The following is a 26,664-nucleotide window of genomic DNA, read 5'->3' on the forward strand; positions in this document are numbered from 1 at the left end:
AGCTCAACCAACTCGGCTACCAAGTCACCCTCCAAACAGAAGGAGCTGCCTGACCAGCGGCTACGGACACGGAACGGGGGATTTTCGAATCAGGCCTTGAGCTTGTAGCCGAAGCCGCGGACCGTTTCGATCCGGTCCTGGCCGATCTTCGTACGGAGCCGCTGTACGTGGACGTCGACGACGCGGGTGTCGCCGCCCCAGCCGTAGTCCCAGACCCGCTCCAGCAGCTTGTCCCGGGACAGCACCGTGCCCGGCGCGGACGAGAACTCCAGCAGCAGCCGCATCTCGGTCGGCGTCAGTCCGACCGGCTCACCGGCGCGGCGCACCTCCATCCCCTCCGTGTCGACCTCCAGGTCGCCGAAGGTCAGCACCCCGCGCTCGCCCGGCCGGCCCGGCTCACCGGAGTCGCCCGCGACACCGCCCGCGTGCCCGAAGCGGCGCAGCACCGCACGGATGCGGGCGACCAGGACCGCCCCGTCGAAGGGCTTCGTGACGTAGTCGTCCGCGCCTGCCTCCAGGCCCAGCACGACGTCGATCGAGTCGGCGCGCGCCGACAGCATGATCACGGGCACAGTCGACTCGTCCCGGATCCGCCGGCACAGGCTGACGCCGTCCAGCCCCGGCAGCATCACATCGAGCAGCGCGATGTCCGGCCGGTTCGCCCGGAAGGCCTCGAGGCCGGCCAGCCCGTCCGGCATCGCGGTCACGGTGAAGCCGTCGCGCTCCAGCGCGAGCTGGGTGGCCTCACGAATGACGTCGTCGTCCTCGACGAACAGGACATGTGTCTCGGCCATCCCGTGTACTCCGCTGCTCTCTCAGTTCTCGCTCGGCGTGGTCGGGGCCGGCTCGTCCACCACGTCGCCGTCCACCGCCCGGCTGTACTCGTTCTCGACCCGGTCGTGTTCCGTGAACTTGTTCCCGGCCCAGCGGTACGTCGTCACGATCTCACCCGAGGGGTACGAGACGGGGTCGCCCTTGGCGTACACCTGCTTGGTGACGACCAGATCGCCCCGGTCGATCGTCGAGTAGACCGCAGGCTCCTCGGCGGCGAAGACATTCTCGTAGCCGTCGGCGCCCCCGCGGTAGACGAACGTGCCGACCCCCACCGCGTCTCCGCACGTCAGCACATTCACCACGACGTCCGGCACCGGACTGTCCGTGAGATTCCCGTACGACGTGTCGACCGGGTACGCGTCCGCGGCGCACGGCTTCAGATCGGCCTTCACCCGCTTGCTGACCTTGGGGTCGTCCATGATCAGCCGGAGCGCGTCGACCTTCTTCACCGGCGAGGCCGTCGTCGAGGGCTCGGGGCTCGACGGCGACTGCGCCACCGGATCGGTCCGCGCCGGTCCCTCGTCGCGGGTCCCGGTCCCGCCGGTCGAACAGCCGACCGCGAGCAGCCCGAAGGCGGCGAGGCCGGCCACTGCCGTGCCACTCGCCGCCCATCGGCTGACGCCGCCTCCGGCACCGCCGCCGTTCTCGTCGTCGATGCAGTCTCCGGCTAGGCCGCGCACTGCTCCCGCCCCCGTTCCTCACGACGTGCGTACGTACGGTCCCCGTGCTGTTCGCCGCGCTGCGCAGGGACGCGGGGCCCGCGTCCTGCCCGCCCACGGACCGCCGTTCCCCGGTGCGCCGTGCCCCGGCTCACCGGACCGCGGCTCTCCAGCCCCCGGCCCTCGAGCTCGCGGGCCTCCAGCTCCTGGCGGAGCCGGGCGAGCGCCCGGTGCAGCGTGCTCTTCACCGTACCGGTCGACATGCCCAGCGCGGCGGCGGTCTCCTCGGTGCTCATCTGCTCCCAGTGCCGTAGCACGACGACGCTGCGCTGCTTGGGGGCGAGCACCTTCAGGACGTCCATGAGCAGGGCCCGGTCCGCGTGCTGCTCGGTGGCGTCCTCGATGCTCGCGTCGGGCAGCTGCTCGGTCGGGACCTCTTCGAGCTTGCGGGCCCGCCACCACTCGGTCCGTGTATTGATCATGACGCGGCGGAGGTAGGCGTCGGCGAGCGACTTGTCGGCTATGCCGTCCCAGCGGCCGTACGTCCGCACCAGCGCCGTCTGCAGCAGGTCCTGGGCGTCGACCGGGTCGGGGACGAGACGCCGGGCGCTGCGCAGCAGCGCCTCCTGCCGGGTGCGTACGTACTCCTCGAATTCGAGCACCTCGCCGTGCGCCATTCCAACCGCCTCCGTCCCCGTGACAAGCCCCGTGACAAGCTGTGCGTTCCCGTGGTTTCCCTTACGTCGAAGGAACCTACGGAGCTGTTGTCACGGGGCTGTCCGAAGCAGCCGTCGGAGGGCGCACGGCCATCCATCGGTTGTGTAACAACGGTGCTGGGCGGGGTTTGACGGAGATTCTCAGGTGAGAGGCAAGCGGAACCGGCCATTCTCCAGCGGTTCGACCAAACCGTCCGCAACCAGCCCGTCCAGGGCGCGGTTCCGCTGAGCAGGCTCGTCCCAGACCCGGTCCAGGACCGCCCGCGGCACCGGGGTGGCCGCCTCGCGCAGTACCGCGAGCAGCTTGCCGCGGACCTGACGGTCCGTGCCCGCGTACGTCTGGCCACGCCGCGGCGGCCCGTCGTGCGCCGGCTTCCCGGCCAGCCGCCACGCGCACCGTCCCGCGATCGGGCAGCGCCCGCAGTCCTCGTTGCGCGCGGTGCACACGAGTGCGCCGAGCTCCATCGAGGCCGCCGCCCAGCGTGCCGCCGTCGCCTCGTCCTGCGGCAACAGGGCGCGGGCCAAGCGGCGTTCGGCGGCCGTGGTCGCGTTCGGCGGGTACTGGATGCCGGTCGCGGCGCGCGCGAACACCCGTCGGACGTTCGTGTCGAGGACCGCGTGCCGCTGCCCGTACGCGAACGACGCCACGGCGGCGGCCGTGTACTCCCCGATCCCCGGCAGCGCGAGCAGCTGTGCGTGCTCGCGCGGTACGTCGCCGCCGTGCCGCTCCGTTATCGCCACCGCCGCGCCGTGCAGCCGCAGCGCACGGCGCGGATAGCCGAGCCGGCCCCAGGCGCGTACGGCCTCACCGGGTGCCTCGGCAGCGAGATCGGCGGGGCGCGGCCAGCGGGCCAGCCACTGCTCGTACACGGGGAGCACCCGGCTGACGGGGGTCTGCTGCAGCATGAACTCGCTGACCATCACGCCCCAGGCACCGGCCTCGGGGCGGCGCCAGGGCAGATCGCGGGCGTGCTGGTCGAACCAGGCGAGCACCGGGGCGTGGAGGCCGCGGTTGGCCAGGACGTCGATGGAGTCGTCCGTGGAATCGTCGATGGGGAGATCCGCGGGGACCTCGGCGGCGGGGGAGGGGATGTCTGTCGCAGTCATGGCACTTCCGATCCTGGCATGCTCAGCGCCGCCTGCCGTGCGCGGCGGGTTCCGACGCGCGGTCCGTGACGCGGTCCGCTGCTCGGTCCGCGGCGCGGTCCGACGTGTCGTCCGAGGCGCCGGCCGGGGTGCCGGCCACGGCGGCGGACCGGTCACCAGGGCCCGCGAGCCAGAGCGCGAGCCGCGACCGGCTCGTCCGCATCGTCGCGGCGAGCGACGCGGCCGGACGCGCCCCCACCCGTACGAACGCCGGCGCGACGACCGCCCCGAGCACCAGGCCCACGGCCACATCGTGCGGATAGTGCACCCCGACGAAGACCCGCGAGAACGCCATCAGCACCGCGAGCGGCACGGTCAGCCATCCGATGCGCGGCCGGGGCGCGGCGAGTATGAGGGCGACGGCCGCCGCACCCGCGATCGTGGAGTGGTTGCTGGGGAACGACCAGTCACCCGTCGGCGGACACGGCACCAGCGACGACACGGCCCCCGCGACCGCGCGGCACGGCCGTTCCTCGTCCACCAGGGACTTCAGCGACTCGCTGCACACATAGGCAGCGGCGGTCGCGAGCGGCGCGAGGACGGCCACCGCCATCGCCCGTGCGTTCGCCGTGCGCGCCCGCCACCACACGGCGACGAACAGCACGCCGAAAAGCAGAAGCCCTGCCTCCGTCCAGAATTCGGCGAGCCGGTGCACCCAGTGGGGGGTCGCGTGGGCGAACGCCGTGATGCCGCGGTACAGGCCGCCCGAGATGCCGTGGGGGATGTCGCTGTCCATGACCAGGGACCGTACGCGCAGCGCGGGCACGGTCGCCCGGTGCCGAAGACCACGACCACCCCGACGAAAGTCGGGCTCAACGGCCCCATTCCAGATGATGATCGACAGAATCGAGCATCATGGGCGGCGGGTGGGGCGGGAGTTGCCCCCGATCTCTCGTACAGTTCGGTGCGTGGGATCTCTGCGCAATCCGGTCGGGCCGCTTCCCTCCTCCATCTACTGGCGACGGAGGGCAGTCGCCCTGTCCCTGCTGGCGCTGCTCGGGCTGTTGATCGTCTGGGCGGTCAACTTCGGTGACAGCGGTACGAGGAGCGTCGGCGACGACGGCAAGCCGGGCGGTTCCGGGCCCGCGCCCTCCATCACGCCCGGAGCCGACCCGTCGGGCCCGGCGATCAGTGAACAGCCGGGCGGACGCGACGAGTCGGGGGCGTCCGGCGGGGGCGACGGCACCGGCGACCCTGGCACCGCCGAGGGCGCCGACGGCACGGGCAAGAACGGTGACCCGGGCGCGAGCGGTGCGGCGAACGGCGGCGCCGCGAACGCCGGCCAGCAGGTCCCGGCCGGCTCCCCGCTCCCGAACTGCGCGCCAGGATCACTGCAGTTGACCCTGCGCAGCGTCAAGGTCTCCTACGAGCCCGGCGAGAAGCCCCGCTTCCAGCTCATCGCGAAGAACACGTCAGCCGTCGCCTGCAAGGCCGACTTCGGCCCGAAGGCCGCGGTCCTGACCATCAGCGACAGCGCCGACGACGAGGTCTGGTCCTCCAGCGACTGCCCGCGCGGCAGCGGCAGCCTCCTGCTGCGCGTCCCGGCGAACTCGTCGATCACGCACACCGTCGACTGGGACCGTCACCACAGCGCCCCACAGTGCGCCACACCGCCGGCGGACCAGGCCGCGCCGGGTACGTATCTGGTGGAGGCACGCTTCCCGGGTGCGACGGTGACTCCGGCGTCGTTCCGCCTGGAGAAGGACTGAATCGCCTCGGGTCAGGGCCTGCGGGTCAGGGCCTGCGGACCACGGTCCGCGGCGGCTCCGCGACGGCGGCCGGTGCCGTCCGGCGGGCCGGTGCGCCGCCCTCAAGCGCCGGACGGATGGGCTCGAGGCGTGCGGAGCCCCCGTGGAGGCCTCGGTGGGGAGCCCCGCCGGGGTCAGACGTACCGCTCCAGGATGGACGATTCCGCAAGCCGCGACAGCCCCTCGCGGACGCTGCGCGCACGCGCCTCGCCGACGCCGTCGACCGCCTGGAGGTCGTCCACGCTCGCGGCGAGTAGCTTCTGCAGGCCGCCGAAATGCTCCACGAGCCGCTCGATGATCGCGCCCGGCAGCCGTGGCACCTTCGCCAGCAGCCGGTAACCACGGGGCGAGACCGCGGAGTCGAGGGTCTCGGGCGAGCCGCTGTAGCCCAAGGCGCGGGCCACGATGGGCAGTTCGAGCAGCTCGGCGTGGGTGAGGTCGTCGAGCTCGACGAGCGCCTCGTCGACCGTACGGGACCGCTTCGCCGTCGGCTCCGGCACGTAGTCGCGGATGACCAGCTCCCGCTCGGGCTCCACGCCGGCGATCAACTCGTCCAGCTGGAGCGCGAGCAGCCGCCCGTCGGTGCCCAGCTCCACCACGTACTCCGCGATCTCCGTCGCGATCCGGCGCACCATCTCCAGGCGCTGCGCGACCGCCGTGACGTCGCGGACCGTCACCAGGTCCTCGATCTCCAGCGCGGAGAGCGTCCCGGCGACCTCGTCCAGCCGCAGCTTGTACCGCTCCAGCGTCGCCAGCGCCTGGTTCGCCCGGGACAGGATCGCCGCGGACTCCTCCAGGACACGCCGCTCTCCGTCCACGTACAGCGCGATCAGCCGCATCGACTGCGAGACCGACACCACGGGGAAGCCGCACTGCTTGGAGACCCGGTCCGCGGTCCGGTGCCGCGTGCCGGTCTCCTCCGTCGGAATGGAGGCGTCCGGGACCAGCTGCACGCCGGCCCGGAGGATCTTGGTGATGTCCTTGTCGAGGATGAGTGCCCCGTCGAGCTTGCACAGCTCGCGCAGCCGCGTCGCGGTGAACTCCACGTCCAGCACGAAGCCGCCCGTGCACATCGACTCGACCGTTTTGTCCATTCCGAGGACGATCAGACCGCCGGTGTTGCCCCGCAGGATGCGCTCAAGGCCGTCCCGCAGGGCGGTGCCCGGGGCGACCGCACTCAGAGAGGCGCGCATCAGCCACTCCGTGCCGGATCCCCCGGAGCCTCCGCCGGACTTTCCGGGTGCTGCGCCCCGGTCGTTGGCTGCCACTGCACTCCTCCGGCTCGTACGGATGGGCGAGACCAGGGCAAAGTCTAGCGACCCCGGCCAGGCCCGGGCGGCGTCGCGGGCCGATGGCTGTCGACCCGGCCCGGCCGGGGCCGCTACCCCCGCACCTCGTCCGCCCGTGGGGCCTCTGCCCGGCGCCCACGCGGGAGCACCCTCAGCGCATCCCCCATGTCGGCGACTTCCGTGACCTTCATACCAGGCGGGACCTTGCCCGGGTCGGACGGCACCAGGGCGTGGGTGAAGCCCAGACGGTGCGCCTCCGCGAGCCGCCGCTGGACGCCCGTGACCCTCCTGACCTCGCCCGCGAGGCCGACCTCGCCGATCGCGACCAGGTTCTTGGGCAGCGGGGTGTCGCTCGCCGCGGAGGCCAGCGCCAGCGCGATCGCGAGGTCCGCCGCCGGCTCGGAGAGCTTCACGCCGCCGACCGTCGCGCTGTAGATGTCCCGCTTGCCGAGCGCACTGATACGGCCGCGCTGCTCCAGGACGGCGAGCATCATCGACACCCGGGACGTCTCCAGGCCGGAGGTCGTGCGCCGGGGCGACGGGATCTGCGAGTCGACGGTCAGCGCCTGCACCTCCGCGACGAGCGGTCGGCGGCCCTCCAGCGTCACCGTGAGGCACGTGCCCGGCACGGGCTCGTCCCGGCGGGTCAGGAACAGGCCGCTCGGGTCGGCGAGCCCGATGATCCCCTCGTCGTGCAGCTCGAAGCAGCCGACCTCGTCCGTCGCCCCGTAGCGGTTCTTGACGCCCCGCACGAGCCGCAGCCGCGCATGCCGGTCGCCCTCGAAGTGCAGCACGACGTCGACGAGATGCTCCAGGAGCCGCGGACCGGCGATCGCGCCGTCCTTGGTGACGTGGCCCACCAGCAGCGTCGACATGCCCCGCTCCTTGGACGCGCGGATCAGCGCGCCCGCGACCTCGCGCACCTGCGCCATCCCGCCCGGCGCCCCGTCGATCTCGGGCGATGCCACGGTCTGCACGGAGTCGAGGACGAGCAGCGAGGGCTTGACGGCGTCGAGATGGCCGAGGACGGCGGAGAGATCGGTCTCGGCGGCGAGATACAGATGGTCGTTCAGCGCCTTGATCCGGTCGGCCCGCAGCCGGACCTGGCTCGCGGACTCCTCGCCCGTCACGTAGAGCGTGCGGTGGTCGTCGCTCGCCGCCTTCGCCGCGACGTCCAGCAGCAGCGTGGACTTGCCGACCCCCGGCTCGCCCGCGAGCAGCACGACTGCCCCCGGCACCAGCCCCCCGCCGAGGACCCGGTCCAGCTCGTCCACCCCGGTCGTACGGGCCGTGGCCTGCCGGCCGTCGACCTGGCCGATGGGCAGCGCGGCGTTCGTGACCCGTCCCGCGGCGGTCGTACGGACCGCGGGTGCGCCGTACTCCTCGACCGTGCCCCAGGCCTGGCACTCGGGGCAGCGGCCGAGCCACTTGGCGGTCGTCCAGCCGCATTCGGTGCAGCGGTAGGACGGCCTGTCCTTGGCGGATTTCGTACGGGCAGCCATGGGGCAAACCGTAGCGGTACCCAGTGACAGCCGTGCGGCACCGGACGCCTCACCCGTCCGGCCGAAGGAGTTCCCCCCGCCGGGCGCCACCCCGCGCCCCCGTCGCACCCCTGTCGAAATGCGCCGAAAAGCACAGTCACCCGCGTCGAGGCAAATGCTCCTGTCGCCCATCGAGGGATACCTTCACCCGTAAGAATTAAATGTGCTCAACCGGCGCGAAGGGTGTGCCTTCCGCTGCCTACGGTCGCCGGGTGACGAGCAGCAGTCTGGAGCCCCCCACACACACCACCGGCGCACACCGGGCGCACCGCCGTGCGTCCGGCCAGCGGCCGACCCTCGGGCAGACCCCGCCCGGGCGGTACGAGGCCTACCTGGACGGGCTGTTCACGTACTGCCTGTCCGCGCTCTGCGACCACGAGGCGGCGACGGCCGTGCTCGGCGACGTCCTGGCCATCGCCGAGCGGCAGTACGCGCGCTGCCCCACCGGGGATGCCGAGCGGAGGGCCTGGCTGTACGCGCTGGCACGGTGGGCCTGTCTGCGGGCGCTCGCCGAGCAGAAGCGCCGCAAGCGGCAGGGGGCGGGGGGCGCGCACAGCGGGCGGCCCGTCCCCGTCTCCGAGGAGGCCGCGCCCAAGGTGTCGCCCGAGGCCGCCGAGCGGCGCCGCGCCGAGCTGGCGCAGCTGGCCTGGCCGGAGGCCGCCGGCACCAGCCCCGAGCAGCGCGAGGCCCTGGAGCTCGCGGTACGCCATCGGCTCGGCCCGCTCGAGGTCGCCGCGGTCCTCGGCCTGGACCCCGCCCGCGCCCGTGAGCTGCTCGCCGCGGCCGCCTGCGAGGTGGAGCGCACGCGCGCGGCGCTCGCCGTCGTCGAGACCGGCAACTGCCCGTCCGTCGCGCGGCTCACCGGCGACCATCAGGTGCTGCTCTCCGCGACGCTGCGGCGCGAGCTCGTGCGGCACGTCGACGACTGTCCGCGCTGCCGCCGCGCCGCCGAGCGCGCCGGTGCCACCGGGCCCTGGCCCGGCTCGTCGTCGGCCACCCCGGACTCGCTGCCCCTCGTGCCGGCGCCGCGCGCGGCGGCGTACGTGGCGATGCTGCACGTCCCGCGGGCACGCGCCGCGGCGCCGCGCTTCGGGCGCGACGGTTTCCCCATGGACCCCAAGGACCACGCGGCCCGGCGTGACCGGATCCGGGCCCGGGCGGTCACCACGACCGTCGTCGCGACGGTCGTCGCCGCGCCCGTGCTCGCGCTCTGGGCGGCGTACCGGGGTGCCCCGCTCACTGGCGAGACCAGCGACGGATCCCCGTTCTCCGCGAGCGAGGTGGACGCGCCGGGGGCCATGGACGGCTCCCCGTACGACCGCTACGAGAACGCGGGGAACGCACGGCAGGAACCCGACTCCCGCTTCACCGTCGGCAGCCGCACGCCCGATGTGTCCGTAGAGGTCATCAGCCCCGGACTGCCACCGGCCGTGCCCTCCGCTCCGGGCCAGGGGCCCGGCAGGCTCACCGTCGAGGCGCAGCCCTCCGGCGACACCACGATGGTCACCATCACGGCGTCGGGCGGCGCGCCCGTCACCTGGTCCCTGTGGACCGATGCGCCTTGGCTGTACGCCAGCCTCAGCTCGGGAACGCTGCACCCGGGCGAGTCCGTGACCGTCTACGTGCACGTGGACCACGACGCGGAACCGGCCGGACCCTGGACCGCCCGCGTGGGCGTCGATCCGTCCGGCGCGGTGCTGGAGATCGACGGCCGCGGCGCGACGCCCCCGTCGTCGTCCCAGCCGCCCTCGCCCTCGGAGCCCCCGCAGTCGTCCCAGCCGCCGACGCCTTCGACGCCCCCGTCGTCGTCCGAGCCGCCCTCGCCCTCGGAACCTCCGTCGTCGTCCGAGCCGCCGGCCTCGTCGGAGCCTCCCCCCTCGGAACCCCCGTCGTCGCAGGCCCCCGCACCATCCGGCTGAGGAAGCGTTTCGCCGGGGTCAGGGAGCCCCGGCACGGGTGCCCGTCGCTACGCCGCCCCGCCCTCCCGTGCGCCGCTTATGCCCGCTCGGGGTCCGCCGGATGCGGAGCCACCAGCGGCAGCGTGCTCGCCAGCCGCGCCTCGCACAGCTCCACCAGGACGTCGTACGCCGCCTTGCCCATCAGTTCCGTGAGCTCCGGGCGGTACGTCACGTACACCGGCTCGCCCGCGCCGTGCGCCGACGTGGCGGACGTGCACCACCAGTGGAGGTCGTGGCCGCCCGGTCCCCAGCCCCTCCTGTCGTACTCGCCGATCGAGATCTGGAGGACCCGCGTGTCGTCCGGGCGGTCGATCCAGTCGTACGTACGCCGCACCGGCAGCTGCCAGCACACGTCGGGCTTCGTCTCGAGCGGTTCGCGGCCCTCCTTCAGGGCCAGGATGTGCAGGGAGCAGCCCGCGCCGCCCGCGAACCCCGGGCGGTTCTGGAAGATGCAGGAACCCTCCCAGCGGCGGGTCTGCCGGTCTCCGTCCTCGTCGACCTCCACCCAGCCGGACTCCGTGCCCACGTCGCGGAACTGCCACAGCTCCGGCGTGAGCCGCGCCACGTGCCCGGCGACCCGCTTCTCGTCGTCCTCGTCCGAGAAGTGCGCCCCGAGCGTGCAGCAGCCGTCGTCGGCGCGGCCCGCCTGGATGCCCTGGCAGCCGCTGCCGAAGATGCAGTTCCAGCGTGACGTGAGCCACGTCAGGTCACAGCGGAAGACCTGTTCGTCGTCCGCGGGGTCGGGGAACTCCACCCAGGCCCGGGGGAAGTCCAGCCCCTTCTCGTCCGGCTCGCTGCGCCGGGAGCTGTTCTTGGCGGGCTTCGCTGCCTTCGCGGATTTCTCCTCGACAGCTTTGCCCGGCTTCGTCTTTTTCGTCTTTGGCACGAGTCAAGCGTATGCGCGCGGCCGCAGTAGCGTTCCGTACATGAGACTCGGAGTCCTCGACGTCGGTTCGAACACGGTGCACCTGCTGGTGGTGGACGCGCACCCCGGTGCCCGGCCCCTCCCCGCCCACTCACACAAGGCGGAGCTGCGCCTTGCCGAGCTCCTCGACGGGGACGGAGCCATCGGCCCCGAGGGCGTCGACCGGCTGATCGCCACGATCATGGACGCTTTGCAGGCCGCCGAGGACAAGGGCTGCGAGGACATCCTCCCCTTCGCCACCTCCGCCGTCCGGGAGGCCGCCAACGCCGACCAGGTGCTGGACCGCGTCAGGACCGTCACCGGTGTCGACCTGACGGTCCTCACCGGCGAGGAGGAGGCCCGGCTCACCTTCCTGGCCGCCCGCCGCTGGTTCGGCTGGTCCGCGGGCAAGCTCCTCGCCCTGGACATCGGCGGTGGCTCGCTGGAGATCGCGTTCGGCATCGACGAGGAGCCGGACGCCGCCGTGAGCCTGCCCCTCGGCGCCGGCCGGCTGACCTCGGCGATGCTGCCCGACGACCCGCCGGACCCGCAGGACGTCCGGGCGCTGCGCCGCCATGCACGGGCACAGATCGCCCGTACGGTCGGCGAGTTCAGCCGCTTCGGAAAGCCCGACCACGTCGTCGGGACCTCCAAGACCTTCAAGCAGCTCGCCCGTATCGCCGGGGCTGCGCGCTCCGCCGAGGGCGTGTACGTACAGCGCGAACTGAGCCGTGCGTCACTGGAGGAGTGGGTCCCCAAGCTCGCCGCCATGACCACCGCGCAGCGCGCGGCGCTCCCCGGGGTCTCCGAGGGACGCTCGGCGCAGCTGCTGGCAGGAGCCCTGGTCGCGGAGGGCGCGATGGACCTCTTCGGCGTGGACGAGCTGGAAATCTGCCCGTGGGCGTTGCGCGAGGGCGTGATCCTGCGCCGCCTGGACCACCTCCCCGCTCCCTGATGCCGCCCCGCAAGGCCCGTACCCTGTCCCTCGTGGCAGAACCAGTGGTGCGCATCCCGGATGCGAAGGTCGCCCTGTCTACGGCCTCCGTCTACCCGGAGTCGACGGCGACGGCCTTCGAGATCGCCGCGCGCCTCGGCTACGACGGCGTCGAGATCATGGTCTGGACCGACCCCGTCAGTCAGGACATCGAGGCGCTGCGCCGGCTCTCCGACTACCACGAGGTGCCGATCCTGGCCGTCCACGCGCCCTGTCTGCTGATCACCCAGCGGGTCTGGTCCACCGACCCCTGGGTGAAGCTGCAGCGCGCGCAGGCGGCCGCCGAGAAGCTCGGCGCGTCCACCGTCGTCGTCCATCCGCCCTTCCGCTGGCAGCGGCAGTACGCACGCGACTTCGTCTCCGGCATCTGGCGCATGGCGAACGAGACGGACGTGCGCTTCGCCGTCGAGAACATGTACCCGTGGCGCTACCGCGACCGCGAGATGCTCGCGTACGCCCCGGACTGGGACGTCACCAAAGAGGACTACCGGCACTTCACGATCGACCTCTCCCACACGGCCACCTCCCGTACGGACACGCTGGCCATGCTCGACCGCATGGGCGACCGGCTCGGGCACGTCCATCTCGCGGACGGCAAGGGGTCGGCGAAGGACGAGCACCTGGTGCCCGGGCGCGGCGACCAGCCGTGCGCCGAGGTGCTCGAGCGGCTCGCCCGCACCGGTTTCGACGGCCATGTCGTCATCGAGGTCAACACGCGGCGGGCGATGTCGGCGGCGGAGCGCGAGGCCGACCTCGCCGAGGCGCTGGCGTTCACCCGGCTGCACCTGGCGTCGGCGGCCCGGGTCACGGGCTCGTGAGCGGCGGCGCGGCGCCCCGTCGGCGCGGCCGGCCCGCACGCAAGGAGTCGGACACCGGCCCCGGCGCCCGTGAGCGGATCCTCCAGGCGGCCCGTACGGAGTTCGCCGAGCGCGGCTACGACAAGACGTCCGTCCGCGGCATCGCCAAGGCCGCGGGCGTCGACCCGGCCCTCGTGCACCACTACTTCGGCACGAAGGACGAGGTCTTCGCGGCCGCCATCGAGGTCTCCTTCGAGCCCGCGCTCGTCATCCCGGCGGTCCTGGGGGAGGGGGCGGAGGGCATCGGCGAGCGGCTCGCACGGTTCTTCATCGGGGTCTGGGAGAACCCGGCGACCCGCGCCCCGCTGCTGGCGATCATCCGGTCCGCGATGACGCACGAGGCGGCGGCGAAGGTGCTGCGCGGGTTCGTCCTGCGGCGGCTGCTGGAGCAGGTGGCGGGGGAGCTCGACGTACCGAACCCGAAGTTCCGGGCGGAGCTGGCCGCCTCGCACATGATCGGCATCGTGATCCTGCGGTACGTGATCCAGGTGGAGCCGCTGGCCTCGGCGGATCCGGAGGAGATCGTCGCGATGGTCGCGCCGACGCTTCAGCGGTACCTGACGGAGGCCTGAGCCCCGGCCCGGGAGGCAGGGGGAAGACAGGCCCGGAGGCAGGGGAAGGCGGGGCTCAGGGGGGAGCGGGAGGCCGGGCCCGGTCGTCAGCCCTCGTTGACGGACACCTTTCCCGAGGGTTGCCCGAAGGGCGGAACCCCGTCCCGCATTCCGGACAGCACGTCCAGATCTTGGAGCGGCGGCGTACGCTCGACCAGAGCCAGAACTGTCTGAAGGAGCGAGCGACGATGCCCGAGCTGAGGTCCCGCACAGTCACCCACGGCCGCAACATGGCAGGTGCCCGCGCCCTTATGCGGGCGTCGGGCGTAGCGAGCGAGGACATCGGCAAGCCGATCATCGCCGTCGCCAACTCCTTCACCGAGTTCGTGCCGGGCCACACCCACCTCGCCCCGGTCGGCCGGATCGTCTCCGACGCGATCCGCGCCGCGGGTGCCGTCCCGCGCGAGTTCAACACCATCGCGGTCGACGACGGCATCGCGATGGGCCACGGCGGCATGCTGTACTCGCTGCCCTCCCGGGAGCTGATCGCCGACTCCGTCGAGTACATGGTCGAGGCCCACTGCGCGGACGCGCTCATCTGCATCTCCAACTGCGACAAGATCACCCCCGGCATGCTGATGGCCGCCATGCGCCTCAACATCCCGGCGATCTTCGTCTCCGGCGGCCCGATGGAGGCCGGCCAGGCGACCCTCGTCGACGGCACGGTCCGCAAGCTGGACCTGATCAACGCGATCGTCGACTCGGTCAACGAGAACGTGTCGGACGAGGACGTCCTCCGCATCGAGGAGAACGCCTGTCCGACCTGCGGTTCCTGTTCCGGCATGTTCACCGCCAACTCGATGAACTGCCTCGCCGAGGCCATCGGCCTCGCCCTACCCGGCAACGGCTCGGTCCTCGCCACCCACACCGCACGCAAGGCCCTGTACGAGAACGCGGGCCGCACGGCCGTCGAGATCACCAAGCGCTACTACGAGCAGGGCGACGAGTCCGTCCTGCCCCGCAACATCGCCACCCGCGAGGCCTTCGAGAACGCGATGGCCCTCGACATCGCCATGGGCGGCTCGACCAACACGATCCTCCACCTGCTCGCCGCCGCGCAGGAGGCCGAGCTCGACTACGACCTGACGGACATCGACGCCGTCTCGCGCCGCGTCCCGTGCCTGGCCAAGGTCGCACCGAACGTCGCCCCCGGCGGCACGTACTACATGGAGGATGTCCACCGCGCCGGCGGCATCCCCGCGATCCTCGGCGAGCTGTACCGCGGCGGGCTGCTGAACGAGGACGTCCACACCGTCCACTCGGCGTCCCTGGCCGAGTGGCTCAAGACCTGGGACGTCCGCGGCGGCTCCCCGTCCGCCGAGGCCGTCGAGCTGTGGCACGCGGCCCCCGGCTGCGTCCGCTCCGCCACCGCCTTCTCGCAGTCCGAGCGCTGGGAGTCCCTCGACCTCGACGCCGAGAACGGCTGCATCCGCTCGGTCGAGCACGCCTACTCCAAGGACGGCGGCCTCGCCGTCCTCAAGGGCAATCTGGCGGCCGACGGCTGTGTGGTGAAGACGGCCGGTGTCGACGAGTCGATCTGGACGTTCGAAGGCCCTGCCGTCGTCTGCGAGTCCCAGGACGAGGCCGTCGACAAGATCCTCTCCAAGGTCGTGAAGGAGGGCGACGTCGTCGTCATCCGCTACGAGGGCCCGCGCGGCGGCCCCGGCATGCAGGAGATGCTCTACCCGACCTCCTTCCTCAAGGGCCGCGGCCTCGGCAAGGCCTGCGCCCTGGTCACGGACGGCCGCTTCTCCGGCGGCACGTCGGGTCTGTCGATCGGCCACGCCTCCCCGGAGGCCGCCTCCGGCGGCACGATCGCCCTCGTCGAGGACGGCGACCTCATCCGCATCGACATCCCCAACCGCTCGATCGAGCTCGTCGTCGACGACGCCACGCTGGCGGCCCGCCGTGAGGCACTGGGCGGCGTCTACGCCCCGAAGGACCGCGAGCGCAAGGTCTCGGCGGCCCTGCGCGCGTACGCGGCGATGGCCACGAGCGCGGACAAGGGCGCGGTCAGGGACGTGTCGCAGCTGGGCTGAGCCGGGCTGCCCTGCCCGTCCCTCCGAAGCCCCCGGCGGAAGATGCCCCGCAGGGGGCTTCGCCGTGTGTCGCCGCCGTCGTTCCCCGGCTCACCAGCGCGCCGGGTCGCGAGCGTCCACGGCGAAGACGGAGCCGTCCGGCGCGGTCGCGAAGACCTTGCCGGGAGCGGTGACAGGGGCAGGCAGGAAGGCCGCGAAGCCGAGCCGCCCGCCGTCCAGCCGGGGGCGGGTCTGACCGAGCACGACACCGCGCCGAGTGTCGACGGCGAAGAGCCGTCCGTCGGCCGCGGAGAAGTAGAGGCGGCCTTCACCGTCGACGACGGGGCGGGAGGCGCGGCCGGCAGCGGTCTCCAGGCGCCACAGTTCGGCGCTCTGCGCGGCGGTCGTACGCCGGGTGTCGACCGCCAGCAGCGTGCCGCCCCGCGCCAGCAGGTAGGCGGTGTCTCCGCCCAGGGCGAGCTGTGGTTCGGCGAGCGGGAACGGCAGCTTCACGCGGTGTGCGGCCTGCTGCCGCGGCTCGTAGCGCACGATCGCGTCGGTCTGCGAGTTCGTGTCCACAGAGGTGAGGAGGAGGGTGTCGCCCAGGCACGCGGCCGGGGTGAGGTTCCCGTCGAATCTGTGCTGCCACGCCACGGTGCCGGTGCGCGGATCCACCGCGGTGACCACGGTGCTGCGGCCGTCAGGGGAGACCTCGAAGGCGTGGAGCCGCCCGGTCTCCTCGCTGTAGGCGCCGAGGGCCGGGCGGGTGTGACCGGGGAGGGCATGGCGCCATCTGGTCTTTCCGGTGGCTGCGTCCAGGGCCTTGACGCTGCCGGCGGGCGACACGAGGAGGACGGTGTCGCCTGCGAAACCGACGCCGCCCTGGTACGAGGAGATGTCCGCGCTCCAGCCGGCTGTGCCGTCGGCAGGGTGGTACGTCTGGATCTTCGCCGTGCGTGTCGTCGCCGTCGTGGTGTGCACCAGCCCGCCGGAAACCGCAGGACCGAGGGCGGGGTGGCCTTCTTCGCCCTTTGCCGCCGACGCGGTGACCGACCAGACCACCCGTCCGTCGGCGGGGTCGAGGCGTGCAGCACTGACGCCGGGTACGGAGCAGTAGAGCGCAGCATCGGCGAATCCGCAGACCGGGGCCGTGTCACCGGAGGCGCGCAGCGTCGCCTCCCAAGGCCTGAAGGCATTCGCCGCCCCCGTGGGCGCCGGCGGACCGGGCGCGTCCCCGTCCGTGCCGCCGTACCCGTGCATGGCGAGTGCCCCACCCGCGACGACCAGAAGCGTGACGCCCGCTGCCAGCAGGCGCGGATGCCTTCGCCTGCGGGCGCGTGGCCGGGGAGGCGTGCCGCCCGCCGGGCCGCCGGAGCCGCCCGGCGTCCCCGGCTCCCCGCTTCGCGTCTCCGGCCGCCCTGTCGGCGCGGGCATCGTTCCGGCCGGTCGCCTCTGAGTGGGTATGAAGGCCGCGGCCTCGTACGAAGGGGGGCGCAGGTCGGCCATGATCTCGTCGGGAGTGGGCCGGTCCGCGGGAGCCTTGGCCAGACACCGGCTGATCAGCGGTGCGAGTTCGGCGGGTACCCCAGTCAAGTCGGCCTCGTCGTGGACCACTTGATACGCCACGATGTACGGGCTGTCCGAGTCGAAAGGCCCGCTCCCCGTCGCCGCGTGCACCAGCACCGACCCCAGGGCGAACACATCGGCAGCAGGCCCTACCTCGCGCGGCCGCTGGAACTGCTCGGGCGCCATGAAAGGCGGCGAGCCGATCAGCTTCCCCGTCTCCGTACGCAGATCGCTGTCGAACGGCCGGGAGATCCCGAAGTCGATGACCTTCGGACCGGTGTCGGTGAGGAGCACATTGCTGGGCTTGAGGTCACGGTGGACGACGCCGACGCGGTGGATGTCGCGGAGTGCCTCGGCGAGTCCGGCCGTGAGCCTGCGCAACTCGGCAGGCGTCATGGGGCCGTTCCGCTTCACCTGATCGGCGAGCGTCGGCCCGGGCACGTAAAGGGTGGCCATCCACGGCCGGCCGGCATCCGGGTCCGCATCCACGACCGACGCGGTGAAGGCCCCGCTGACCCGGCGCGCGGCCGCGACCTCCTGCCGGAACCTGGCCCTGAACTCCGGGTCCGCCGCATACTGTTCGTGCACGATCTTGACCGCGAGGCGCATGCCGGACGCGGACCTGGCGAGGTGCACGACGCCCATTCCGCCGGCACCGAGGCACGCCTCAAGGCGGTACTGCCCTGCGTATTCCGGATGTTCCGCTTCCGGGCCGGTGCCACTCTTTCGCAGCGGCGGCATCGTCCACCCCCGTGTGTTCGACCGCAAGCGCGACGCTCGGAGCCTAGTCGATGGTTCGTTTGGGGCCGACGGGGCTTGCTAGCCTGCGCGTCGCAGAGCAATGAATGCCAACGGGGGGAGGCCGCATGGCCGTTGAAGAGATCAGTGAGAGTGCGGGCGACGCTGTCCAGGCCGAACTCGCCGCGGACGTCGTCAGGTACCCGATCGCGCCCGGCTACCGCGTCAACGTCCGGTCCGGCCCGGGCCGCCAGTACCGGCTGATCCGCACCCTGCCGTACAACGTGAAGGTCCCGGTGTACTGCCAGAAGCCCGGCGAGCAGATCACCGGCCCGTACGGCACGACGACGCTGTGGGACAACATCGCCGACGGCGAGTTCGTCTCGGACGCCTACGTGAACACGGGCAGCGACGGCTACGTCGCTCCGCGCTGTTCCTGACCGCGCCCGTCCCACCCCGGGGATAATCGACCCCGTGAACGAGAACCACGACGACACCCCGGGCACCTCCGGCAAGGCCGGCCACACCGGTGCGGGCGCGGCCGACGAGGCCCCCCGCACCGGTCCACAGCCCGAGCCGATCCGTTTCTTCGGCACCACCTGGGTGGACCACGACGGCGGCTACGCCCTGCGCCGCGCCGGCGTCGCCGTCGGCTCGCTCGCCGCGGCCGTCGCCGGATGTCTGGTGCTGCGGTTCGGCTACCAGGGCCTGGAGGTCGCCAAGGTCGGCGGCTTCGTCAACACCCTCGTGATCGTCATGTTCGCGATCTGCAGCGCGATCGCCTTCCGCAAGACCTGGGAGGGTTTCTCCCGCCGCCCCGCCGACCCTGCCCGCGAGGAATCCCTCCGCAGCCTGAAGGCGATCGGCTTCATCGGCTCGCTCCTCGCGTACTTCTTCCGCTCGCTCACCGAGGCCCCGGGCGAGAAGCTGCGCCGCACGGAGTACGAGACGGCCGTCGCCCAGTTCGAGAAGCGCCGCAATACGCGCGCGGGCAACCCGTCGGCCCGGAAGAAGCCGAAGCCCCGCCGTCGCTAGAGCGTCGGCGCCAGGATGGGGCGCATGACGCAGAGCATCACGGCTCACGGCGACAGCGCGCTCGGGCACGACCGGCACGAGGACGAGCAGCGCGGACACGAGCCGCGCGGGCACGGGCACGACGGGCATGGGGCCGACCCGCGGGGGACCGCCACCGACACCGCCGCCTCCCACGCGCACGCCCACGCCCTCGCGTTCGACTCCGTCGCCTCCCAGTACGCCGCCGCCCGCCCCGGCTACCCCGCCGCGCTCTACGACGCCGTCGAGGAACTCACCGGCCGCCCCCTCAAGGGCTCCCGCGTCGTCGACGTCGGCGCCGGAACCGGCATCGCCACGCGCGCACTCCACGACCGCGGCGCGCGCGTCGTCGCCGTCGAGCCCGGCCACGCCATGGCGTGCGAGCTGCGCCGCGCGCTCCCCGGCGTACCGCTCCTGCGTGCCGTGGGCGACGCACTGCCGCTCGCCGACGGCACCGCCGACCTCGTCACGTACGCCCAGGCCTGGCAATGGACCGATCCCGCCCGCTCCGTCCCCGAGGCCTTCCGCGTCCTGGCCCGCCCGCACGGCGCCCTCGCCCTCTGGTGGAACGTCCCGGACCCGGACACCTCCTGGACCCGTGCCCAGGAGGCCCGCCTCGCCGGCCGCCTCCCCGGCTATCACGCGCACAGCGTCACCACGGAGGCCGCCCGCATCATCCGCGGCCTCGACCCGGGGCTCGCTCCCGTCCGCCGGCGGCTCCACTGGACGCGGCGCGTGTCCTTCGACACCCACCTCGCCAACCTCGGCAGCCGGTCCTACTTCGCGGCCATGGGGCCGGAGGCCGCCGCTCCTGTCCTCGCCGACGAACGCGACGACTCCTGGAGCTGTTCCCCGACGGGGTCGTCGAAGAGGCGTACGCGCTGGATCTGACTGTCACACTTCGTGCCTCCTGAGCGTCTCTTCCCAAGAGGCCGGGCCGAGCCCGGCCAGGCGGAGAGGCCAAGAGGCCAGGAGACCCGTACGCGAAGGAGGAGGACCGGACCATGGCAGAGCTCCGGCTCTTCGAGCAGCAGCGCGACCGCCTGTGGGGCATCGCCTACCGCATCACCGGCTCGGTCGCGGACGCCGACGACGCCGTACAGGAGGCCTGGCTGCGCTGGCAGGGCCTGCCCGACGGGGAGGCCGAGGACCCGAGCGCGTATCTGACGACCGTCATCAGCCGCATCTGCTACGACCAGTTGGGCTCCGCCCGCGCACGCCGCGAGGCGTACGTCGGGCCCTGGCTGCCCGAGCCGGTGATCAGCGAAGACGGCCCGGAGGACCGGGTGACCCTCGACGAGTCGGTCGGGATGGCGATGCTGACCGTCCTGGAGCGGCTCACCCCCGCCGAACGCACCGCCTTCATCCTCCACGACGTGTTCGCCGTGCCCTTCCCGGAGATCGCCGAGGTCGTCGGCCGCACCCCCGAGTCCGTACGGCAGCTTGCCTCCCGGGCGCGCCGCCGGGTCCGCGCCGAGGCGCCCCGCCGGTCGGTCGACCGCGGCGAGCACCGGCGTGCCGTCGACGCGTTCCTCACGGCGGTCATGGGCGGCGACCTCGACGGGCTGCTGGAGATCCTCGACCCCGAGGTGGTCTGGCGTTCCGACGGCGGCGGAAAGGTCATGGCCGCCCGGCTGCCGGTGCTCGGCAACGAGAAGGTCGCCCGCTTCGCCCAGCGCCTCACGCGCGGCTTCGACCTGGCGACGATGCAGGTGTTCGTACGGGACGTGAACGGTGCCCCAGGCATCGTCTTCGACGACCCCGTGGGGGCACAGGGCGCGGTGTTCGCCTTCATGGTGCACGGCGGACGGATCACCGAGATCGACGCCGTCGTCAACCCCGACAAGCTCCGGCACCTCGGCCTGGCCGGGAGCACGGACGCGTGACCGTACGCAGGCGTGACCGTCCGGACTCGGGATCGTACGCAGGCGTGACCTCCGGACGCGGTCCCGTCCGGACGGGACCGCAAGACCCCGCGGCCCGCGGCAGTGTCACACTCCGCGGGCCTGCGTCGTCCCCCTTGTATGACGACGAACTCAAACGAACCCGAACCGTGGCAGGTCCTGGTCCTCGGCGCGGGCTACGCGGGGCTCATGGCCGCACTCCGCCTAGCCCCGCACGCCCGTGTCACCCTCATCGACCCCAGCGACCGCTTCACCGAACGCGTACGGCTCCATGAACTCGCCGCCGGCCGCCCCGATGTGACCCACCCCCTGACCGGACTGCTCGGCTCCACCGGCATCGAGCACCTCGCCTCCCGTGCCGTGGCCATCGACACCGCGGCCCGCCGGGTCACCACGGACGACGGCCGCCACCTCCCGTACGACCGGCTCGTCTACGCCCTCGGCAGCCGCACCGCACCCGCCGGCGAGCGGGCCCACACGCCCGAGTCCGCCGCCGCCCTGCACAAGCGGCTCCAGGACGGATCCGGCTCCCTCGCGGTCGTCGGCGGCGGACTGACCGGCATCGAACTCGCCGCCGAACTCGCCGAGTCCCACCCCGACTGGACCGTCCGCCTCCACGCGGGCGAAGGCGTCGGACCCGGCCTCTCGGCGCGCGGCCGCGACCATGTCCGTACGGTCCTGACAGCGCGGGGCGTCCGCATCGACGAGGGCCACCGGGTCGCGCACGCCGACGACCTCGACGCGGACGCGGTCGTCTGGGCGGCCTCGATGATCCCCAACGCCGAACTCGCCCGGGCCGCCGGTCTCGCCCTCGACCCGTCCGGCCGTATCGCGGTCGACGACGCCCTGCGCTCGGTGTCGCACCCCGAGGTGTACGTCGCCGGGGACGCGGCCGCCGCCCGCTCAGCCAAGGCGGGCGCCCTGCGCATGGCCTGCGCGACCGCACTCCCCACGGGGGCCCACGCCGCCTCCTCGATCATCGCGGAATCCCGTGGCCGCGAACCGCGACCGCTGAGCTTCCGCTATGTCCTCCAGTGCGTGAGCCTCGGCCGCCACGACGGTCTGATCCAGTTCGTCCGCCCGGACGACACCCCTCACGACCGCTTCCTCAAGGGCCGCCCGGCCGTCCTGACCAAGGAACAGGTGGTCCGCTCCACGGTCCGTTATCTCCGGCTGGTGTGCGGGCAGTCGTCGCGCAGGGCGGGCCGGATGGGCACGACCCACGACCGGCCCGCACCCGCCCATGCCCGGCAGGCGCCAATGGCTTGACGCCAACACCGCCCCGCAGCATTATTCATCGCATGATGAATAATGCTGCGGGGGGCGCCGAGGGCGCCGTAGGCCCCGCCATCCACGCCCGCGCCCTCACCGTCGTACGAGGCCCCCGCACCGTGCTCCGCTCCCTCGATTTCGACGTCCCGCCCGGCCAGATCACCGGTCTCCTCGGCCCCTCCGGCTGCGGCAAGTCGACCCTCATGCGCGCCGTCGTCGGCACCCAGGCCAAGGTCACCGGCACCCTCGAGGTCCTCGGCCGCCCCGCAGGCGACGCCTCACTCCGCTCCCGCATCGGCTACGTCACCCAAGCCCCGTCCGTCTACGGCGATCTGACCATCCGTCAGAACCTGGACTACTTTGCGGCCATCCTCGACCCCGGCCGCGCCGCGGCCGACCGTCGCCGGCAGAACGTCACCCAGGCCATCGCCGACGTCGACCTCGCCGACCACGCCGACGCTCTCGCCGGGAACCTCTCCGGCGGCCAGCGCAGCCGCGTCTCGCTCGCCGTCGCCCTCCTCGGCACCCCCGAGCTGCTCGTCCTCGACGAGCCCACCGTCGGCCTCGACCCGGTCCTCCGCCGCGATCTGTGGGACCTCTTCCACCGCATCGCCGCCGACCGCGGCACCACCATCCTCGTCTCCTCGCACGTCATGGACGAGGCCGAGCGCTGCCACCGCCTCCTGCTCCTGCGCGAGGGCGAACTCCTCGCCGACGACACCCCCGACGCCCTCCGGCACCGCAACGACACCGCGACCGTCGAGGACGCCTTCCTCCACCTCGTCGACACGGCCAACGCCCTTCAGGAGACCGCCCGATGAACTCGGCCCGCACCCTCGCCACCGCCGCCCGCGTCCTCCGCCAGCTGCGCCACGACCCGCGCTCGATCGCGCTGATGCTCCTGGTGCCCTGCGTGATGCTCTTCCTGCTGCGCTACGTCTTCGACGGCACCCCGAAGGTCTTCGACTCCATCGGCGCCTCGCTCCTCGGCATCTTCCCCCTCATCACGATGTTCCTGGTGACCTCCATCGCCACCCTGCGCGAGCGCACCTCCGGCACCCTGGAACGCCTGCTGGCCATGCCCCTGGGCAAGGGCGATCTGATCGCGGGCTACGCCCTGGCGTTCGGACTCCTCGCCATCGTCCAGTCCGCCCTTGCCACCGGACTCGCGGTCTGGTTCCTCGGCCTCGACGTCGTCGGCTCGCCCTGGCTGCTGCTCCTCGTCGCCCTCCTGGACGCCCTGCTCGGCACGGCCCTCGGCCTGTTCGTCTCCGCCTTCGCCGCATCCGAGTACCAGGCGGTCCAGTTCATGCCGGCCGTGATCTTCCCCCAGCTGCTGCTCTGCGGCCTGTTCATCGCCCGCGACCAGATGCAGCCCGTCCTCGAAGGCATCTCCAACGTCCTGCCCATGTCGTACGCGGTCGACGGCATGGACGAAGTGCTCCGCCACACCGACGTCACCGCCGACTTCATCCGCGACGTCCTCATCGTCGCCGCCTGCGCCCTCTTCGTCCTCGCCCTGGGCGCGGCCACCCTCCGCCGCCGCACCGCGTGACCGCTCCTCGGACACCACCGACACCACGGCCGGCCCGGTGCAAGGATGTCCATGTGCCTGGAAGCACGGTCCAGGCGCATGGACGACCGCACGAACCGCACGCACCACCCCCGGCGAGGTGACCCGCATGACCCAGACAGTCGCAGTCCTCGGTACCGGCAAGATCGGCGAGGCCCTGCTGAGCGGCATGATCCGGGCCGGATGGCCCGCTGCCGCCCTCCTGGTCACCGCCCGCCGCGCCGAGCGGGCCGAGGAGCTCCACACCCGCTACGGCGTCGAGGCGGTCACCAACGCGGACGCCGCCAAGCGCGCCGACACCCTCATCCTCACCGTCAAGCCCCAGGACATGGGCAAGCTCCTCGACGAGCTCGCCCCCCATATCTCCGCAGACCGTCTCGTCATCAGCGCCGCGGCCGGTATCACCACCTCCACCATCGAGGACCGCCTCGCCCCCAACACCCCCGTCGTCCGTGTCATGCCGAACACGCCCGTCCTCGTCGACGAAGGCATGTCCGTCATCTCCGCCGGCAGCCACGCCACCGCCGAACACCTCGCCCACACCGAGGAGATCTTCGGCGGAGTCGGCAAGACCCTCCGCGTTCCAGAGTCCCAGCAGGACGCCGCCACGGCCCTCTCGGGCTCCGGCCCGGCCTACTTCTACTTCCTCGTCGAGGCCATGACCGACGCCGGCATCCTCCTCGGCCTGCCCCGCGCCCAGGCCCACGACCTGATTGTCCAGGCCGCCATCGGCGCCGCCGTGATGCTCCGCGACTCCGGCGAACACCCGGTCAAGCTCCGCGAAGCCGTCACCTCCCCGGCCGGCACCACCATCAGCGCGATCCGCGAGCTCGAGAACCACGGGGTGCGCGCCGCCCTCATCGCTGCCCTGGAGGCCGCCCGCGACCGCAGCCGCGAGCTCGCCTCCGGCAACAGCTGACGCTCACCGCGCGGCAGCGGCGACCAACTCCTCCGTCGCCGCCACCGTCGCGAACCCACCGCCGTGCAGCGACACGGCGGTGGCCCGCGCCAGCTCCTCGGCGCTCAGCGTCCACCCCCACGGCCCCACGAGGTCGAACGTGTACGTCGCATCCAGCGCGAACAGCACCTCGTACCCGAGGTTCCCTCCCATGTGCGCCGTCGTCTCCGCGCACATATTGCTCTGGATCCCGGCCACCACGAACTGCCGCACCCCCTGAGCCCCGAACCACGCCCGCAGATCCGGTGATCCGTAGAACGCCGAGTTCACGGTCTTCGTCACCAGCAGGTCGGCCCCGCTGCCCTGCCCCTCCTCTTCTCCACGTACTCCTTGAAGCCGTTCCCCTCGTACCCCGGCCGCAGCGGCGACCCGGACTTCGAGGAGTCGTGCCGTACGAAGACGACCGGCCTCCCACTCGCCTGCCATGCGTCGATCAGCGACGCGATGTTCTCGTCCGCCCCGTGCCGACCACGCGGCGGACACCCTCACGGCACTACGGGACTACGCCCTCGCCCACCTCGAGGAACCCCATACCGTCGCGTCCCTCGCCGCCCGCGCGGGCATGTCCCCCCCGCACCTTCGCCCGTCACTTCCAGGCCACCACAGGAACCACCCCCTCCACTGGCTCATCACGCAGCGCGTCGCTGCCGCTCAGAAACTCCTCGAACTCACCGATCACCCCATCCCGGAAGTCGCCCGCCGCACGGGCTTCGGCAGCGAGGTGACCATGCGCCAGGACTTCGCCGCTCACCTCGCCACCAGCCCGCGCGACTACCGGGCCGCCTTCCGTCAGCCGGCCGGAAGCAACCCGATCGCCTCGTAGGCGCGATCCACCAGAGGACGGGCCAACGCCCGGGACCGCTCGGCCCCCGTCCTCAGCACCTCGTCCACATACCTCGGACCGGCCGCCAGCTCCGCGTGCCGCTCCCGCAAGGGCCTCAGCAGCTCCACCACCGCCTCGGCCGTGTCCCTCTTCAACGCGCCGTACGACTCATATACACCGGCCAAGGCCTCCGGGTTCCCGTTCTCACAGGCGGCCAGGATCTCCAGCAGATTCGCCACCCCCGGCCGGCTCGCCCGGTCGTACTCGACGCCCTGCCCGCTGTCCGTCACGGCCCGCATGATCTTGCGCCGGATCACGTCCGCGTCATCGAGGAGATAGACGATCCCGGCCCCGTTCTCGTGCGACTTCCCCATCTTTGACATCGGGTCCTGCAGATCCATCACCCGCGCCGCGACCTCCGGATGCGTGGCCCTCGGCACCGTGAACACATGCCCGTACCGCTGGTTGAACCGCACCGCCAGATCCCGGGTCAGCTCGACGTGCTGCGCCTGGTCGTCCCCGACGGGCACCTCGTCCGTCCCGTACGCCAGGATGTCCGCCGCCATCAGCACGGGATATGTCAGCAGCGACAGCCGCACGCTCTCCCCGGCGGACCGCGCCCGCGCAGCCTTCTCCTTGTACTGGATCATGCGCCGCATCTCGCCGTCCGCGGCCGTGCACTCCAGCAGATATGAGAGCCGGGCGTGCTCATCCACATGACTCTGGACGAACACGGTGCACCGTTCGGGATCCAGCCCCGCCGCCAGCAACAGCGTCGCCGCCTGCCGACTGAGCCTCCGCACCCGCGCCGGATCGTGCTCGACGGTCAGCGCATGCAGATCCACGATGCTGAACAGCGCGTCCGCCCGATGCTGATCCACCTCGACCCACCGTCGTACGGCCCCGAGATAGTTGCCCAACGTCAGATGCCCTGTCGGCTTGACCCCGCTGAAGATCCGCGCCATCTCTGTCTCCCTCTCCTGTACCAGTCGGAGCCGCCGCGATCAGCGACCGAGGCCCCCGGGGGAGGGAGAAACGCGAACGGCCGCCGAAGCGGCGGCCGTTGAGCGCATGCGTATCTGCCGGCCGCCGTCAGGCGGCCCACCACTGCTGGGTGTGCGCATGCGTAGTCATGGGTCGAGGATACGGGGTGAGGCCCGAGGTTGACATGAGGAACCCCGATCCGTAGTGTTCTCCGGGTTGTCCGACGTGCGGCACCGACTCCGGTCGGCCCCGGACAGCCATTCCGCAAGAACCACTCCAAGTGAGCGACTCTTTGTCGCCTCACTTTCCGTGCGATTTTGCGAAATGAGGAATCCGCGTTCGAACGAACGCAGCCCGATTAGCGTCGGGGGCCGGGATTCCGCTAAAGTCTCACTCGTCGGAACGGCCGAACGGCCAGGAAGACACCCCCTTCTGACTGGGAATCAGGCCCGAAAGGATCTGATAGAGTCGGAACCGCCGGAAAGGGAAACGCGAAAGCGAAGAACGGCCCGGCAGCC

Annotated in this window: 26 protein-coding genes; 15 read left to right on the top strand and 11 right to left on the bottom strand. The window is 72.2% G+C overall.

Features of this window, described 5'->3' with window-relative positions; genetic code table 11:
- Positions 1-89: 89 nt before the first annotated feature.
- The 5 genes from cseB to ACFV9O_RS34015 all read right to left on the bottom strand — a co-directional run bounded on the left by cseB (position 90) and on the right by ACFV9O_RS34015 (position 4,091).
- The gene (gene cseB / locus ACFV9O_RS33995; RefSeq protein WP_385424990.1) at positions 90-794 is read right to left on the bottom strand and encodes a two-component system response regulator CseB; all 705 of its coding nucleotides are present in this window, start codon (positions 792-794) and stop codon (positions 90-92) included.
- A 21-nt stretch (positions 795-815) separates the two neighbouring features.
- Positions 816-1,514, bottom strand: a complete 699-nt coding sequence (locus ACFV9O_RS34000; protein WP_385424993.1) for a hypothetical protein — start codon at positions 1,512-1,514, stop codon at positions 816-818.
- Positions 1,502-2,170, bottom strand: a complete 669-nt coding sequence (locus tag ACFV9O_RS34005; protein ID WP_385424996.1) for a SigE family RNA polymerase sigma factor — start codon at positions 2,168-2,170, stop codon at positions 1,502-1,504. Before ACFV9O_RS34005 ends, ACFV9O_RS34000 begins: the two co-directional genes overlap by 13 nt.
- 180 nt (positions 2,171-2,350) lie before the next feature.
- On the bottom strand, positions 2,351-3,316 hold the full coding sequence (locus ACFV9O_RS34010; protein ID WP_385424999.1) for an A/G-specific adenine glycosylase: 966 nt from the start codon (positions 3,314-3,316) through the stop codon (positions 2,351-2,353).
- A 22-nt stretch (positions 3,317-3,338) separates the two neighbouring features.
- Entirely contained in the window at positions 3,339-4,091 is a 753-nt protein-coding gene (locus ACFV9O_RS34015; RefSeq protein WP_385425001.1) for a phosphatase PAP2 family protein, read from the bottom strand.
- Positions 4,092-4,263: 172 nt separating this feature from the next.
- Between ACFV9O_RS34015 and ACFV9O_RS34020 the strand changes: the two genes are divergently transcribed.
- Positions 4,264-5,064: a hypothetical protein gene (locus ACFV9O_RS34020; protein WP_385425004.1), complete on the top strand. Its 801-nt coding sequence runs from the start codon at positions 4,264-4,266 to the stop codon at positions 5,062-5,064.
- A gap of 173 nt (positions 5,065-5,237) precedes the next feature.
- Here ACFV9O_RS34020 and disA read toward each other — a convergent pair whose 3' ends face one another.
- Both disA and radA read right to left on the bottom strand, forming a co-directional pair.
- The gene (gene disA / locus ACFV9O_RS34025; protein ID WP_385425007.1) at positions 5,238-6,371 is read right to left on the bottom strand and encodes a DNA integrity scanning diadenylate cyclase DisA; all 1,134 of its coding nucleotides are present in this window, start codon (positions 6,369-6,371) and stop codon (positions 5,238-5,240) included.
- A 113-nt stretch (positions 6,372-6,484) separates the two neighbouring features.
- The gene (radA, locus tag ACFV9O_RS34030) at positions 6,485-7,894 is read right to left on the bottom strand and encodes a DNA repair protein RadA (protein WP_385425011.1); all 1,410 of its coding nucleotides are present in this window, start codon (positions 7,892-7,894) and stop codon (positions 6,485-6,487) included.
- Between the two features lie 200 nt (positions 7,895-8,094).
- Here radA and ACFV9O_RS34035 point away from each other — a divergent pair, with 200 nt between their 5' ends.
- Complete coding sequence (locus ACFV9O_RS34035) at positions 8,095-9,852, top strand: hypothetical protein (protein WP_385425014.1); 1,758 nt, start codon at positions 8,095-8,097, stop codon at positions 9,850-9,852.
- Positions 9,853-9,928: 76 nt separating this feature from the next.
- Here the strand turns inward: ACFV9O_RS34035 and ACFV9O_RS34040 are convergent, their stop codons facing one another.
- Entirely contained in the window at positions 9,929-10,777 is an 849-nt protein-coding gene (locus tag ACFV9O_RS34040) for a hypothetical protein (RefSeq protein ID WP_385425017.1), read from the bottom strand.
- Between the two features lie 40 nt (positions 10,778-10,817).
- Between ACFV9O_RS34040 and ACFV9O_RS34045 the strand changes: the two genes are divergently transcribed.
- From ACFV9O_RS34045 to ilvD, 4 genes are all read left to right on the top strand, one after another.
- The gene (locus tag ACFV9O_RS34045; protein ID WP_385425019.1) at positions 10,818-11,750 is read left to right on the top strand and encodes a Ppx/GppA family phosphatase; all 933 of its coding nucleotides are present in this window, start codon (positions 10,818-10,820) and stop codon (positions 11,748-11,750) included.
- 32 nt (positions 11,751-11,782) lie between these two features.
- Positions 11,783-12,607, top strand: coding sequence for a sugar phosphate isomerase/epimerase family protein (locus ACFV9O_RS34050; RefSeq protein WP_385425022.1), 825 nt, complete (start codon positions 11,783-11,785; stop codon positions 12,605-12,607).
- Positions 12,604-13,218 (top strand): TetR family transcriptional regulator, encoded by a 615-nt coding sequence (locus tag ACFV9O_RS34055; RefSeq protein ID WP_385425025.1) that lies wholly within the window; start codon positions 12,604-12,606, stop codon positions 13,216-13,218. The genes ACFV9O_RS34050 and ACFV9O_RS34055 overlap by 4 nt, the downstream gene beginning before the upstream one ends.
- 227 nt (positions 13,219-13,445) lie before the next feature.
- Positions 13,446-15,296 carry a dihydroxy-acid dehydratase gene (gene ilvD / locus ACFV9O_RS34060; protein WP_385425028.1) on the top strand — a complete coding sequence of 617 codons (1,851 nt, stop codon included), beginning with the start codon at positions 13,446-13,448 and terminating at the stop codon, positions 15,294-15,296.
- A gap of 90 nt (positions 15,297-15,386) precedes the next feature.
- On the opposite strand, the gene ACFV9O_RS34065 is transcribed toward ilvD, so the two are convergent.
- Positions 15,387-17,582, bottom strand: coding sequence for a serine/threonine-protein kinase (locus tag ACFV9O_RS34065; RefSeq protein WP_385425030.1), 2,196 nt, complete (start codon positions 17,580-17,582; stop codon positions 15,387-15,389).
- Between the two features lie 125 nt (positions 17,583-17,707).
- Here ACFV9O_RS34065 and ACFV9O_RS34070 point away from each other — a divergent pair, with 125 nt between their 5' ends.
- The 8 genes from ACFV9O_RS34070 to proC all read left to right on the top strand — a co-directional run bounded on the left by ACFV9O_RS34070 (position 17,708) and on the right by proC (position 24,300).
- Positions 17,708-18,019: an SH3 domain-containing protein gene (locus tag ACFV9O_RS34070; RefSeq protein ID WP_385425032.1), complete on the top strand. Its 312-nt coding sequence runs from the start codon at positions 17,708-17,710 to the stop codon at positions 18,017-18,019.
- Positions 18,020-18,158: 139 nt separating this feature from the next.
- Positions 18,159-18,614, top strand: coding sequence for a hypothetical protein (locus ACFV9O_RS34075; RefSeq protein ID WP_385425061.1), 456 nt, complete (start codon positions 18,159-18,161; stop codon positions 18,612-18,614).
- Positions 18,615-18,638: 24 nt separating this feature from the next.
- Entirely contained in the window at positions 18,639-19,523 is an 885-nt protein-coding gene (locus ACFV9O_RS34080) for a class I SAM-dependent methyltransferase (protein WP_385425034.1), read from the top strand.
- A gap of 113 nt (positions 19,524-19,636) precedes the next feature.
- A complete protein-coding gene (gene sigJ / locus ACFV9O_RS34085) occupies positions 19,637-20,518 on the top strand; it encodes an RNA polymerase sigma factor SigJ (protein ID WP_385425036.1) in 882 nt (293 codons plus the stop codon).
- A gap of 138 nt (positions 20,519-20,656) precedes the next feature.
- On the top strand, positions 20,657-21,805 hold the full coding sequence (locus tag ACFV9O_RS34090) for an NAD(P)/FAD-dependent oxidoreductase (protein ID WP_385425039.1): 1,149 nt from the start codon (positions 20,657-20,659) through the stop codon (positions 21,803-21,805).
- Positions 21,806-21,837: 32 nt separating this feature from the next.
- Positions 21,838-22,629 (top strand): ABC transporter ATP-binding protein, encoded by a 792-nt coding sequence (locus ACFV9O_RS34095; protein ID WP_385425042.1) that lies wholly within the window; start codon positions 21,838-21,840, stop codon positions 22,627-22,629.
- Complete coding sequence (locus tag ACFV9O_RS34100) at positions 22,626-23,363, top strand: ABC transporter permease (RefSeq protein ID WP_385425045.1); 738 nt, start codon at positions 22,626-22,628, stop codon at positions 23,361-23,363. The genes ACFV9O_RS34095 and ACFV9O_RS34100 overlap by 4 nt, the downstream gene beginning before the upstream one ends.
- A gap of 127 nt (positions 23,364-23,490) precedes the next feature.
- Entirely contained in the window at positions 23,491-24,300 is an 810-nt protein-coding gene (gene proC / locus ACFV9O_RS34105) for a pyrroline-5-carboxylate reductase (RefSeq protein ID WP_385425048.1), read from the top strand.
- A 3-nt stretch (positions 24,301-24,303) separates the two neighbouring features.
- Here proC and ACFV9O_RS34110 read toward each other — a convergent pair whose 3' ends face one another.
- Positions 24,304-24,765, bottom strand: a complete 462-nt coding sequence (locus ACFV9O_RS34110; RefSeq protein WP_385425052.1) for an isochorismatase family protein — start codon at positions 24,763-24,765, stop codon at positions 24,304-24,306.
- Between ACFV9O_RS34110 and ACFV9O_RS34115 the strand changes: the two genes are divergently transcribed.
- Positions 24,764-25,162: a helix-turn-helix domain-containing protein gene (locus ACFV9O_RS34115; protein ID WP_385425055.1), complete on the top strand. Its 399-nt coding sequence runs from the start codon at positions 24,764-24,766 to the stop codon at positions 25,160-25,162. The genes ACFV9O_RS34110 and ACFV9O_RS34115 overlap by 2 nt on opposite strands.
- Here ACFV9O_RS34115 and trpS read toward each other — a convergent pair.
- Positions 25,129-26,127, bottom strand: coding sequence for a tryptophan--tRNA ligase (trpS, locus tag ACFV9O_RS34120; RefSeq protein WP_385425058.1), 999 nt, complete (start codon positions 26,125-26,127; stop codon positions 25,129-25,131). The two genes, ACFV9O_RS34115 and trpS, sit on opposite strands and share 34 nt — an antisense overlap.
- Between the last annotated feature and the right edge of the window lie 537 nt (positions 26,128-26,664).

This window comes from Streptomyces sp. NPDC059909 (assembly GCF_042730885.1).
In the GTDB taxonomy this organism is placed as follows: Bacteria; Actinomycetota; Actinomycetes; order Streptomycetales; family Streptomycetaceae; genus Streptomyces.

Excerpts from the sequence above, each read along its gene's own strand:
- ACFV9O_RS34065 (WP_385425030.1), bottom strand. The coding sequence starts at position 17,582 with ATGCCGCCGCTGCGAAAGAGTGGCACCGGCCCGGAAGCGGAACATCCG.
- ilvD (WP_385425028.1), top strand. The coding sequence starts at position 13,446 with ATGCCCGAGCTGAGGTCCCGCACAGTCACCCACGGCCGCAACATGGCA.
- ACFV9O_RS34010 (WP_385424999.1), bottom strand. The coding sequence starts at position 3,316 with ATGACTGCGACAGACATCCCCTCCCCCGCCGCCGAGGTCCCCGCGGAT.
- proC (WP_385425048.1), top strand. The coding sequence starts at position 23,491 with ATGACCCAGACAGTCGCAGTCCTCGGTACCGGCAAGATCGGCGAGGCC.
- ACFV9O_RS34005 (WP_385424996.1), bottom strand. The coding sequence starts at position 2,170 with ATGGCGCACGGCGAGGTGCTCGAATTCGAGGAGTACGTACGCACCCGG.
- ACFV9O_RS34045 (WP_385425019.1), top strand. The coding sequence starts at position 10,818 with ATGAGACTCGGAGTCCTCGACGTCGGTTCGAACACGGTGCACCTGCTG.
- ACFV9O_RS34090 (WP_385425039.1), top strand. The coding sequence starts at position 20,657 with ATGACGACGAACTCAAACGAACCCGAACCGTGGCAGGTCCTGGTCCTC.
- radA (WP_385425011.1), bottom strand. The coding sequence starts at position 7,894 with ATGGCTGCCCGTACGAAATCCGCCAAGGACAGGCCGTCCTACCGCTGC.
- ACFV9O_RS34035 (WP_385425014.1), top strand. The coding sequence starts at position 8,095 with ATGTGCTCAACCGGCGCGAAGGGTGTGCCTTCCGCTGCCTACGGTCGC.
- ACFV9O_RS34110 (WP_385425052.1), bottom strand. The coding sequence starts at position 24,765 with ATGGCAGGCGAGTGGGAGGCCGGTCGTCTTCGTACGGCACGACTCCTC.
- ACFV9O_RS34095 (WP_385425042.1), top strand. The coding sequence starts at position 21,838 with ATGATGAATAATGCTGCGGGGGGCGCCGAGGGCGCCGTAGGCCCCGCC.
- ACFV9O_RS34070 (WP_385425032.1), top strand. The coding sequence starts at position 17,708 with ATGGCCGTTGAAGAGATCAGTGAGAGTGCGGGCGACGCTGTCCAGGCC.
- trpS (WP_385425058.1), bottom strand. The coding sequence starts at position 26,127 with ATGGCGCGGATCTTCAGCGGGGTCAAGCCGACAGGGCATCTGACGTTG.
- ACFV9O_RS34015 (WP_385425001.1), bottom strand. The coding sequence starts at position 4,091 with ATGGACAGCGACATCCCCCACGGCATCTCGGGCGGCCTGTACCGCGGC.
- ACFV9O_RS34115 (WP_385425055.1), top strand. The coding sequence starts at position 24,764 with ATGCGTCGATCAGCGACGCGATGTTCTCGTCCGCCCCGTGCCGACCAC.
- ACFV9O_RS34080 (WP_385425034.1), top strand. The coding sequence starts at position 18,639 with ATGACGCAGAGCATCACGGCTCACGGCGACAGCGCGCTCGGGCACGAC.
- ACFV9O_RS34100 (WP_385425045.1), top strand. The coding sequence starts at position 22,626 with ATGAACTCGGCCCGCACCCTCGCCACCGCCGCCCGCGTCCTCCGCCAG.
- cseB (WP_385424990.1), bottom strand. The coding sequence starts at position 794 with ATGGCCGAGACACATGTCCTGTTCGTCGAGGACGACGACGTCATTCGT.
- sigJ (WP_385425036.1), top strand. The coding sequence starts at position 19,637 with ATGGCAGAGCTCCGGCTCTTCGAGCAGCAGCGCGACCGCCTGTGGGGC.